This window comes from Escherichia sp. E2748 (genome assembly GCF_005781125.1).
Lineage (GTDB): Bacteria > Pseudomonadota > Gammaproteobacteria > Enterobacterales > Enterobacteriaceae > Escherichia.
In genome coordinates this window covers 1-11,157 of sequence record NZ_VATP01000039.1, presented here as the reverse complement: position 1 = coordinate 11,157, position 11,157 = coordinate 1, and the positions used below count along the sequence as shown (strand labels likewise).

Annotated in this window: 12 protein-coding genes and 2 pseudogenes; 10 read left to right on the top strand and 4 right to left on the bottom strand. The window is 50.9% G+C overall.

Annotated features, from left to right (window positions below; translation table 11 throughout):
• Both FEK42_RS21595 and FEK42_RS21590 read left to right on the top strand, forming a co-directional pair.
• Window positions 1-453 (top strand): RHS repeat-associated core domain-containing protein (locus FEK42_RS21595; RefSeq protein WP_138211966.1); only part of this gene is annotated, 453 nt, incomplete at its 5' end.
• Between the two features lie 10 nt (window positions 454-463).
• Window positions 464-835 (top strand): hypothetical protein, encoded by a 372-nt coding sequence (locus FEK42_RS21590; RefSeq protein WP_105225149.1) that lies wholly within the window; start codon window positions 464-466, stop codon window positions 833-835.
• A 65-nt stretch (window positions 836-900) separates the two neighbouring features.
• Here FEK42_RS21590 and FEK42_RS23115 read toward each other — a convergent pair.
• Window positions 901-996 (bottom strand): annotated as a pseudogene (locus FEK42_RS23115) (toxin SymE, type I toxin-antitoxin system family protein); the annotation flags it as partial.
• A 144-nt stretch (window positions 997-1,140) separates the two neighbouring features.
• Between FEK42_RS23115 and FEK42_RS21580 the strand changes: the two are divergent.
• The 3 genes and pseudogenes from FEK42_RS21580 to phrB form a co-directional block, all read left to right on the top strand.
• Window positions 1,141-1,908, top strand: a pseudogene (locus FEK42_RS21580) (ISAs1 family transposase); the annotation flags it as partial.
• Between the two features lie 141 nt (window positions 1,909-2,049).
• A complete protein-coding gene (locus tag FEK42_RS21575; protein ID WP_135492026.1) occupies window positions 2,050-2,559 on the top strand; it encodes a YbgA family protein in 510 nt (169 codons plus the stop codon).
• A complete protein-coding gene (gene phrB / locus FEK42_RS21570) occupies window positions 2,556-3,974 on the top strand; it encodes a deoxyribodipyrimidine photo-lyase (protein WP_135492027.1) in 1,419 nt (472 codons plus the stop codon). Before FEK42_RS21575 ends, phrB begins: the two co-directional genes overlap by 4 nt.
• 129 nt (window positions 3,975-4,103) lie before the next feature.
• Here phrB and dtpD read toward each other — a convergent pair whose 3' ends face one another.
• Window positions 4,104-5,585, bottom strand: a complete 1,482-nt coding sequence (gene dtpD, locus FEK42_RS21565; protein ID WP_130210758.1) for a dipeptide permease DtpD — start codon at window positions 5,583-5,585, stop codon at window positions 4,104-4,106.
• Between the two features lie 270 nt (window positions 5,586-5,855).
• Here dtpD and ybgI point away from each other — a divergent pair, with 270 nt between their 5' ends.
• Genes ybgI through nei form a run of 5 tightly spaced genes read left to right on the top strand, consistent with a single transcriptional unit; the run spans window position 5,856 to window position 9,755 of the window.
• Window positions 5,856-6,599: a radiation resistance protein YbgI gene (gene ybgI, locus FEK42_RS21560; protein WP_130215061.1), complete on the top strand. Its 744-nt coding sequence runs from the start codon at window positions 5,856-5,858 to the stop codon at window positions 6,597-6,599.
• A gap of 22 nt (window positions 6,600-6,621) precedes the next feature.
• Window positions 6,622-7,278: a 5-oxoprolinase subunit PxpB gene (gene pxpB / locus FEK42_RS21555; RefSeq protein ID WP_130210756.1), complete on the top strand. Its 657-nt coding sequence runs from the start codon at window positions 6,622-6,624 to the stop codon at window positions 7,276-7,278.
• Complete coding sequence (gene pxpC / locus FEK42_RS21550; RefSeq protein WP_130210754.1) at window positions 7,272-8,204, top strand: 5-oxoprolinase subunit PxpC; 933 nt, start codon at window positions 7,272-7,274, stop codon at window positions 8,202-8,204. The genes pxpB and pxpC overlap by 7 nt, the downstream gene beginning before the upstream one ends.
• A complete protein-coding gene (gene pxpA / locus FEK42_RS21545) occupies window positions 8,194-8,928 on the top strand; it encodes a 5-oxoprolinase subunit PxpA (RefSeq protein ID WP_138211965.1) in 735 nt (244 codons plus the stop codon). The genes pxpC and pxpA overlap by 11 nt, the downstream gene beginning before the upstream one ends.
• Before the next feature lie 35 nt (window positions 8,929-8,963).
• Window positions 8,964-9,755, top strand: coding sequence for an endonuclease VIII (gene nei, locus FEK42_RS21540; RefSeq protein WP_138211964.1), 792 nt, complete (start codon window positions 8,964-8,966; stop codon window positions 9,753-9,755).
• Here nei and FEK42_RS21535 read toward each other — a convergent pair.
• Both FEK42_RS21535 and FEK42_RS21525 read right to left on the bottom strand, forming a co-directional pair.
• Entirely contained in the window at window positions 9,752-10,798 is a 1,047-nt protein-coding gene (locus FEK42_RS21535; RefSeq protein WP_135492028.1) for an AbrB family transcriptional regulator, read from the bottom strand. The two genes, nei and FEK42_RS21535, sit on opposite strands and share 4 nt — an antisense overlap.
• A 258-nt stretch (window positions 10,799-11,056) precedes the next feature.
• On the bottom strand, window positions 11,057-11,157 hold a 101-nt coding region (locus FEK42_RS21525; protein WP_171022645.1), incomplete at its 5' end, for a transposase.

Here is an 11,157-nt window from a genome sequence, read left to right as displayed (position 1 = left end):
CCGGATGTCGGGCGGTTCATAGTTACGGATCCGATAGGGCTGAGAGGCGGATTAAACCTCTATGCTTATGCGCCGAATCCACTGTCATGGATCGATCCGCTGGGATTAGCTGGATGTAATGCTCAACAACGTCGCAATATATCTGATCTCCGAAATGGTAAAGATGTCACGGTTAGAAGTGTTGACGAAGCAAGGGCATTATTAGATAACATGCCGGATCTTAGGCCTCATGTTGACAGTTTCCCTGCAAGGTCTGGTGAGCTTTATAGTGGCACCAAATTCAGTGATGTATGGAAACAACCAGCGGGAACATATCGGGGTGATTTATATAATGTGAAAAATCCATTGTCTGATGTTGTTCATAATTCTAAAAACCCATTACACGATAATAATCCGCACTATAATATTATCTTTGGTGATGGTACTAAAGCTGGGATAATTATCGTTCCTTAGTGAGGTTTACATGAGAAATACAATAGATAATAGGATGTTAGGCTCAATACCATTGGTGGAAAGGACAATTGAATCATCTGGAAATGAACTATTTATTACATATACTATAATTGATGATTTAGATTTCGATATTACACTCAAGAAAACTTATCATTCTTATGAGCAATTGGAAAATTCAGTTGTAGTCTTTTTGTCTGATGAAAAAAAACACAATGAAGATATATTAAGCTGGAGTGATGACTTTTCCATTAAGCAGAAGAAAGCAAAAAAAGAATTGTTTTTAAGATTTGATTCCGGTCGATTATTCTTGCCTGATAACGGAGAAGGATTTATTTTTGATGGAGATGTTAATTATATGAGAACGTGGATAGGTAAACTATAAAATCGTTTGCACTGTTGATTTTCATAAGCCGGGGAGATATTAAACCTTCCCGGCTTTTTTATTATTTAATTCTCGTTCAGCACACTAAACATCCCGTCTCGTATCCCCTTAACTGACTGTTTAAACTGATAAAGTTCCTCCCGCAGTTCCAGCATCTCGTCCAGGGAAAGATCATCAGAAGTACACTTTTTGTACTAAATAATTCGCATTTTATGTTCAATAATTGAGATATTCCTTATTACCTAAAACTGTTTTTTATTGCTTATACATGATCAAATATTCCTTACATAATTAAGGAGAACAAAATGGAACTTAAAAAATTGATGGAACATATTTCTATTATTCCCGATTACAGACAAGCCTGGAAAGTGGAGCATAAATTGTCAGATATTCTACTGTTGACTATTTGCGCCGTTATTTCTGGTGCAGAAGGTTGGGAAGATATAGAGGATTTCGGGGAAACACATCTCAATTTTTTGAAGCAATATGGTGATTTTGAAAATGGTATTCCTGTTCACGATACTATTGCCAGGGTTGTATCCTGTATCAGTCCTGCAAAATTTCACGAGTGTTTTATTAACTGGATGCGTGACTGCCATTCTTCAGATGATAAAGACGTCATCGCAATTGATGGAAAAACGCTCCGGCATTCTTATGACAAGAGTCGCCGTAAGGGAGCGATTCATGTCATTAGTGCGTTCTCAACAATGCACTGTCTGGTCATCGGACAGATCAAGGCGGATGAGAAATCTAATGAGATTACAGCTATCCCTGAACTTCTTAACATGTTGGGTATTAAAGGAAAAATTATCACAACTGATGCGATGGGGTGCCAGAAAGATATTGCAGAGAAGATACAAAAACAGGGAGGTGATTATTTATTCGCTGTAAAAGGAAACCAGGGGCGGCTTAATAAAGCCTTTGAGGAAGAATTTCCGCTGAAAGAATTAAATAATCCAGAGCATGACAGTTACTCAATTAGTGAAAAGAGTCACGGCAGAGAAGAAATCCGTCTTCATATTGTTTGCGATGTCCCTGATGAATTTATTGATTTCACGTTTGAATGGAAAGGGCAGCTATGGACAGAAACTACCCGGCGTCAGTCCTTGCGGGGAGCGGGCTTTCGTAATTTTGCCCTGCTACAACAGGATTAACTTCACAAATTTCATTTTCCAACGTCTACACTTACTCCTGTTAATATCTCAGGAGCAGTAATGAATCAGCAACGATTTGATGACAGCACTCTAATCCGTATCTTCGCGCTTCATGACTTACATCGACTGAAAGAACATGGCTTAACGCGCGGGGCGCTTCTTGATTATCACAGCCGCTATAAACTCGTCTTTCTGGCCCATTCTCAGCCCGAGTACCGCAAACTTGGCCCATTCGTGGCTGATATTCATCAGTGGCAAAATCTGGATGATTTTTACAGCCAGTACCGCCAACGCGTAATTGTTTTGCTTTCTCACCCCGCCAACCCGCGCGATCACACCAACGTTTTGATGCACGTTCAGGGTTATTTTCGCCCGCATCTTGATTCCACAGAACGCCAGCAGCTGGCGGCGCTTATCGACAGTTATCGCCGTGGCGAGCAACCGCTTCTTGCGCCGCTGATGCGTATCAAACACTATATGGCGCTTTATCCTAACGCCTGGCTTTCAGGGCAGCGTTATTTCGGACTTTGGCCGCGTGTGATTAACTTGCGCCATGCAGGAGTTTTATGACCACCCATCTGGTCTGGTTTCGCCAGGATTTACGTTTGCACGATAATCTCGCGCTGGCTGCCGCTTGTCGCAATTCGTCTGCACGCGTGCTGGCGGTGTATATCGCTACACCACGCCAGTGGGCGACGCATAACATGTCGCCGCGTCAGGCTGAACTTATCAATGCTCAACTGAATGGGCTACGAATAGCGCTGGCGGAAAAAGGTATTCCTTTATTGTTCCGTGAAGTGGATGACTTTGTCGCCAGCGTCGAAACTGTTAAACAGGTGTGCGCGGAAAATCGTGTTACCCACCTGTTTTATAACTATCAGTATGAAGTGCATGAGCGGGCGCGGGATGTGCAGGTTGAGAGAGCGCTGCGTAACGTGGTGTGTGAAGGATTTGATGACAGCGTGATCCTGCCGCCGGGGGCGGTGATGACTGGCAATCATGAGATGTACAAAGTCTTTACGCCGTTTAAAAACGCCTGGCTGAAACGGTTGCGGGAAGGGATGCCGGAGTGCGTCGGTGCACCAAAAGTTCGTAGTAGCGGATCGATAGAGCCCGCGCCATCCATTACGCTGAATTACCCTCGTCAGTCTTTCGATACCGCGCATTTCCCGGTGGAAGAAAAAGCGGCGATTGCGCAATTACGCCAGTTTTGCCAGAACGGTGCCGGAGAATATGAGCAACAACGAGATTTTCCGGCAGTAGAAGGCACCAGTCGTTTGTCCGCCAGCCTGGCAACGGGTGGATTATCGCCTCGCCAGTGTTTACATCGCCTGTTGGCGGAACAGCCGCAGGCGCTGGAAGGCGGACCGGGTAGCGTCTGGCTTAATGAGCTGATATGGCGCGAGTTCTACCGCCATTTGATGACGTATTATCCTTCGCTGTGTAAACATCGTCCGTTTATTGCCTGGACGGATCGTGTGCAGTGGCAGAGTAATCCCGCGCATTTAAAGGCCTGGCAGGAAGGCAAAACGGGATACCCGATTGTCGATGCTGCTATGCGTCAGCTTAACAGCACTGGCTGGATGCATAACCGTCTACGGATGATTACAGCCAGTTTTCTGGTGAAAGATTTGTTGATCGACTGGCGGGAAGGTGAGCGGTATTTCATGTCGCAACTGATAGATGGCGATATGGCAGCCAATAACGGTGGCTGGCAGTGGGCGGCTTCAACGGGGACAGATGCTGCGCCGTATTTTCGTATTTTCAACCCGACAACCCAGGGCGAGAAATTTGACCGCGAAGGCGAGTTTATCCGCCAGTGGCTACCGGAGTTGCGCGATGTGCCAGGGAAAGCGGTGCATGAGCCGTGGAAGTGGGCGCAGAAAGCAGGTGTGAAGCTGGATTATCCGCAGCCGATTGTCGATCACAAAGAGGCGAGGCTACGAACGCTGGCAGCGTATGAAGCGGCGAGGAAGGGGAAATAACAGACTCGTGCCCAGATGCCGGATGCGGCATGAACGCCTTATCCGGCCTGGCAAATAGTGCAAATTCAATGGGCCATCCAGGCCTGATAAGACGCGTTAAGCGTCGCATCAGGCATCGGTGTTGGCGTATTAAGACTCCAGCGCCAGCGCACGGTTTCTGAACTTAAGCGCCTGATACAGCCAAATCATCAGCACCAGTCCTACACACGCCAGCGCACCCCAGGTGATTTGATCAAACACTTCTATATATGCATTGATGGAGTAATTGAGCGCCCCGGAAGCATCAAACGAAGCTTGCGATGTTTGATCGGCAATGACGCCCGCCAGATAGTTAGCAATCGCACCGGAAAGCAGCATGTAAATGCCGGTTAATACGCCGGTCACGCCGGGGATTTCAATACGCGTAATTTGCGACATAGCAACCGGATCGATAAACAGTTCGGCAAACCCCATCACTGCCAGACCAAGCACCATCAGCGGCAGGGAAGAGTGGCCATACATTGCAGACCAGCGGGCGCTTAAGCTAAGAATACAGAACCCGGCGCTCATCAGGCCGAGGCCAAGAGCAAATTTCCCCCAGATGCGCACGGTACGATTACCCGCAACGCTCTCTTTTACCACCCAGGCAAGCACCACACCGCACGACATCACAGCAAAAGCATTAATCGACTGGAACATGGCGGTCGGAACGCTATAACCGAAAATATCGCGATTAACGAAGCGGTCGATATAAAGGCTAATCGAGCTGCCGCCCTGTTGTGCGAAGGCCCAGAACAACATGCTGAAGAAGGTGAGCGTCACAATCAGCCCCAGCTCCTTACGCTGTTTCTGGTTTTCTGCTTTGCGATAAATTTTCGCCAGTACCGCCAGACCAATGATAGTGGCGACAATTAAGGCGTATACCGACCACTCTTTCCAGAACAGTACAGTAATCAGCGCAGGCGTTGCGACCAGCAGAACCAGCAGCCATCCCCAGTTCGGCAGGAGAAAGTTTGTCGCACGCAGTACTTTTTTGTTAACGCCGCGGGTATGTGTGAAATGACGATTGCCACATAAGAAAATGACCAGACCCGCGATCATGCCAACCGCCGCCAGGCCAAAGCCCATCGCCCAACTGTACTCTTCCTGGGCGTAACCACAGGCGATAGGGGCAATAATCGATCCCACGTTACCCGCCGCATACATCAGCGAGAAACCGCCATCGCGACGTGGATCGGTCGGTTCATACAGTTCACCAAGCAGGCAACTGACGTTGGATTTAAACAGACCATAGCCGCAGACAATAATCGCCAGCGACAGATAGAGGAATGTCGGGTGGATTTCGCTGGCGCCCAGTACCACATGCCCGACTGCCATCAACAATGCCCCTATCATTACTGCCATGCGGTTGCCGAGCACTTTGTCCGCCAGGAAACCGCCGAGGATCGGCGTGACATACACCAGCGAACAGTAGGCGCTAAATAACGCGTAAGCGTGGGTGTCGTTGTATTTCAGTTGATTGGTGAGATAGAGAATCAGCAAGGCACGCATGCCGTAAAAGCTAAAATATTCCCAGATTTGCAGCGCGACAACGTAGTAGATAGCGCGCGGCTGTGATGCGTGTTTATTCATAGTAATTCCGCGGTTGGATGCGACACCACGTAATAGTTGCGCGGCGTGCGTGTGTTTCCTTAAAGTTAAAACTCTGATACAGATCTGATTATTTATGCAATATGCTGTCTGATTGCATAAATATACATGAACTATGCATTTATGAGATAAACAATTTGCGCCTTTTGGCGATGGGTTTGTTTCTTAATATGTCGAAAGATTGGCTATCGACGAACAGGCGAGGGAACGCTATGTTAACGGAGTAGCTATCAGAATATGGAAGGCGCAATGATGAAAAACACCGAACTGGAACAACTGATTAACGAGAAATTGAACAGCGCGGCGATAAGTGATTATGCGCCGAATGGTTTGCAGGTGGAAGGCAAAGAGACGGTGCAAAAAATTGTTACCGGTGTCACCGCCAGCCAGGCGCTACTCGATGAAGCGGTACGCCTGGGCGCTGATGCGGTCATTGTGCATCATGGTTATTTCTGGAAAGGGGAATCGCCAGTAATTCGCGGTATGAAGCGTAACCGCTTAAAAACATTGTTGGCGAATGATATCAACCTGTACGGTTGGCATCTGCCGTTGGACGCACATCCTGAGCTGGGCAATAACGCGCAACTGGCGTCGTTACTGGGGATCACGGTCATGGGCGAAATTGAGCCGTTGGTGCCGTGGGGCGAACTGACCATGCCGGTACCGGGGCTGGAACTGGCCTCATGGATTGAAGCGCGTCTGGGACGCAAGCCGTTGTGGTGTGGCGACAACGGCCCGGAGGTAGTACAGCGCGTCGCCTGGTGCACCGGTGGTGGGCAAAGTTTTATTGATAGTGCCGCGCGTTTTGGCGTGGATGCTTTTATTACTGGCGAAGTTTCTGAACAGACCATTCATTCAGCCCGCGAGCAGGGATTGCATTTTTATGCTGCGGGTCACCATGCTACCGAACGCGGCGGTATTCGCGCGTTGAGCGAGTGGTTGAATGAAAATACCGATCTTGATGTGACCTTTATTGATATTCCTAATCCTGCATAACGAATAATCAGAGGGATCGAAAGTGCAACGAGCGCGTTGTTATCTGATAGGTGAAACGGCGGTAGTGCTGGAACTGGAGCCGCCGGTGACGCTGGCCAGCCAGAAACGGATCTGGCGGCTGGCCCAGCGTCTGGTGGATATGCCGAATGTCGTTGAAGCTATTCCCGGCATGAACAATATCACGGTGATTTTGCGTAACCCTGAAACGCTGGCGCTGGACGCCATAGAGCGTTTGCAACGCTGGTGGGAAGAGAGCGAGGCGCTGGAACCGGAGTCTCGCTTTATCGAAATTCCGGTGGTTTACGGTGGCGCAGGCGGGCCGGATTTGGCGGTGGTCGCTGCGCATTGTGGGTTGAGCGAAAAACAGGTCGTTGAACTGCACTCCTCCGTGGAATACGTGGTCTGGTTTTTAGGTTTTCAACCGGGATTCCCGTATCTCGGGAGTTTGCCGGAACAACTACACACGCCACGGCGCGCTGAACCGCGCTTGCTCGTTCCGGCAGGTTCTGTCGGGATTGGCGGGCCGCAGACCGGTGTTTATCCACTGGCAACGCCGGGCGGCTGGCAGTTGATAGGTCATACTTCGCTCAGTCTGTTTGACCCGACGCGTGACGAACCTATCTTATTGCGTCCGGGAGATAGCGTGCGCTTTGTACCGCAGAAGGAGGGAGTATGCTGAAAATCATTCGTGCGGGCATGTATACCACCGTGCAGGATGGCGGCCGTCACGGTTTTCGCCAGTCGGGTATCAGCCACTGCGGCGCACTGGATATGCCAGCGCTACGCATTGCTAACCTGCTGGTGGGTAATGATGCCAACGCGCCCGCGCTGGAGATCACGCTCGGTCAGTTAACGGTTGAGTTTGAAAGCGATGGTTGGTTTGCCCTGACTGGCGCAGGTTGCGAGGCGCGGCTGGATGATAATGCTGTCTGGACTGGCTGGCGCTTGCCGATGAAAGCAGGCCAGCGTTTAATGCTTAAACGTCCACAACATGGTGTACGTAGCTATCTGGCGGTGGCGGGCGGTATTGATGTGCCGCCAGTGATGGGGTCATGCAGCACCGATCTCAAGGTGGGGATTGGCGGGCTGGAAGGGCGTTTACTGAAGGATGGTGACCGACTCCCCATTGGCAAAGCGAAGCGTGATTTTATGGAAGCGCAGGGCGTTAAACAGCTGCTGTGGGGCAACCGGATTCGCGCCTTACCGGGGCCGGAATATCATGAGTTTGATCGCGCCTCGCAGGATGCATTCTGGCGTTCGCCCTGGCAGCTTAGCCCGCAAAGTAACCGCATGGGCTATCGCTTACAGGGGCAAATTTTAAAACGCACCACCGATCGCGAACTGTTATCTCACGGTTTGTTGCCAGGCGTGGTGCAGGTGCCGCATAACGGGCAGCCCATTGTGTTGATGAACGACGCGCAAACTACCGGCGGTTACCCGCGCATTGCCTGCATCATTGAGGCTGATATGTACCATCTGGCGCAAATTCCGCTCGGTCAGCCGATTCATTTTGTCCAGTGTTCACTGGAAGAGGCGCTGAAAGCGCGGCAAGATCAGCAACGTTATTTCGAACAATTAGCGTGGCGGCTGCACAATGAAAATTGACCTTAACGCCGATCTGGGCGAAGGAAGTTCCAGCGATGCGGAACTTTTAACGCTGGTTTCGTCGGCCAATATTGCCTGTGGATTTCATGCAGGCGATGCACAAACCATGCTGGTAAGCGTGCGAGAAGCAATAAAAAATGGTGTGGTTATTGGCGCTCATCCGAGCTTTCCCGACAGAGAAAATTTTGGTCGCAGCGCCATGCAGCTGCCGCCAGAAACCGTTTATGCCCAGACGCTGTATCAAATTGGCGCGCTGGCAGCGATTGCCAGGGCGGAAGGTGGCGTAATGCGTCATGTTAAACCGCACGGCATGTTATACAACCAGGCAGCGAAAGAGGCACAACTGGCAGACGCCATCGCCAGAGCCGTTTACGCCTGCGATCCGGCATTGATTCTCGTTGGACTGGCAGGAAGCGAGCTGATTCGTGCAGGCGAACGATATGGGCTGGTAACGCGCGAGGAAGTGTTTGCCGATCGCGGCTATCAAGCCGACGGTTCGCTGGTGCCGCGAAGCCAACCAGGCGCGTTGATTGAAAACGAAGAACAGGCGCTGGCGCAAACGCTGGAGATGGTGCAACACGGCAGAGTCAAAAGTATCACCGGCGAATGGGCAACGGTCGCGGCGCAAACGGTCTGCCTGCATGGCGACGGAGAACACGCACTGGCGTTCGCCCGCCGGCTACGATCTGCATTTGCCGAAAAGGGGATTGTTGTCGCAGCATAATCCCTCTGAACAAAGAATGAAAAAAGGATATCACCATGCCTGAAGGCCCGGAGATCCGCCGTGCAGCGGATAACCTGGAGGCGGCGATCAAAGGCAAACCACTGACCGATGTCTGGTTTGCCTTCCCGCAGTTAAAACCTTATCAATCACAACTTATTGGTCAGCATGTCACTTATGTGGAAACGCGCGGAAAAGCGTTGCTGACCCATTTTTCGGATGGCTTAACGCTCTATAGCCATAACCAACTCTATGGTGTCTGGCGCGTGGTTGATACTGGCGAAGAGCCGCAGACCACGCGGGTGTTGCGGGTAAAGCTGCAAACAGCCGACAAAACCATTCTGCTTTATAGCGCCTCTGATATTGAAATGTTAACGCCGGAACAACTGACGACGCATCCGTTCTTACAACGCGTTGGCCCCGATGTGCTCGACCCGAATCTGACGCCTGAAGGGGTGAAAGAACGGTTATTGTCGCCGCGCTTTCGTAACCGTCAGTTTGCCGGGTTACTGCTTGACCAGGCGTTTCTGGCAGGGCTTGGCAATTATCTGCGCGTGGAGATCCTCTGGCAGGTTGGGTTGACCGGAAGTCATAAAGCGAAAGATCTCAACGCGGCGCAACTGGATGCACTCGCACACGCGTTATTGGATATTCCGCGACTTTCTTACGCTACGCGGGGGCAGGTGGATGAAAATAAACATCACGGCGCGCTGTTTCGCTTTAAGGTTTTTCATCGTGATGGCGAGAAGTGCGAACGCTGTGGCGGCACCATTGAGAAAGCCACGCTGTCATCGCGCCCGTTTTACTGGTGCCCTGGTTGCCAGCACTAGGCCGTTCGCTTCGGCGCATAGGTTGAAATAAACCGCGCAATGGCTGGCCCCGTCAGCAAAATACTGAACAGGCGCAGGGTTTGCATCGCCATAATGAGCGCCATATCAGCATTGCTCCCTGCGGCGATGACCGCCACTGTATCTAGTCCACCGGGGCTGGTGGCGAGGTAGGCGGTCATAAAATCAATATGCATAAACCGGGTCAGCCCCCACGCCATACCCGCACAAATAGCCAGCAGAGCAAAAATCGACAGCAGGATTTGCGGCAGCGGACGCAATGCCCGCAGTAAGATTTGTTTATCGAAGCCCAGACCAATTCGCCAGCCAATCGCCATATAAGCTATCGCCAGCAGCCATTCCGGTAACTCAATCGTGATGAACTCGCCAGACTGGAGCACCGCACCTGCCAGCATCGGAAAAAGCATCGTGCCGGAAGGAAGACGTAGCAGGCATCCCGCCGTACCGGCAACGACCGCGAGCAGGACGGTGAACAGGAGATGAATGCTGACTGGCGGGAACCATACGATCTGCTGGTTAACCGCTTCAGCGTTATCGCCCAGCATCATTCGGGTAACCAGAACAGCGGCCCCCGCGACAAACAGTACCCGCAGATACTGCATAAACGCTACCAGGCGGATATCTGCGCCGTAATCCTGCGCCATCGCGACCATTGCCGCCGCACCACCAGGTGAGGAGCCCCAGGCACCTGTATTTCCGGGCAGTGAGCTATAGCGCACCAGTAACCATCCCACGATAGCACTGGAAAGCAACGTTACCAGTAAAATAGCTAACACAATCGGCCAGTTAACCGCCAGCGTGGTCAGGATCGAACCGGTCAGGTTTTGCGCAATCATGCAGCCAAGAATGGCCTGCGCAGCGAGAAAAGCGGAGCGGGGGAGTTGCAGGGTAACCCCGCGCATACTGAAGATGATCCCGGCGATCATTGGTCCAAGCAGGAGTGCCGCCGGGAGATGTAAAGCGAGGAAGCCAATAGAAAGGAGAAGTGACAGAACACATAACATTCCCCACTGTAGCACTGGCATCCGTCACTCCCTGTTTAACTTACCTTTGGTGTATCGATACAGCATAAAGAATGCGCCTTAACGAAAAAATAGCGGTAATCAAGAAAAAGACAGATTTTGGCTAAAGGGCGTATTAAGTACCGTTGTTTCCCTCTCGTTTGTAAAAGAGAAGTTAAAGGGCCTGAGTCCGGTAGAATACCGGACTCAGGCCACATCGCGGACTAATAGGTTTATGGGGGCAGTTCAATCAGGGCGGGGATATAAGGCGCGGTTTTCCACCTAACCAGGTGTTTGCTGTTGTTCAATGTATTGGCGGATGACGGATATTGGCGCACCTCCGCAGCTACTGGCAAAATAGCCGGGACTCCACAAAACGCCTT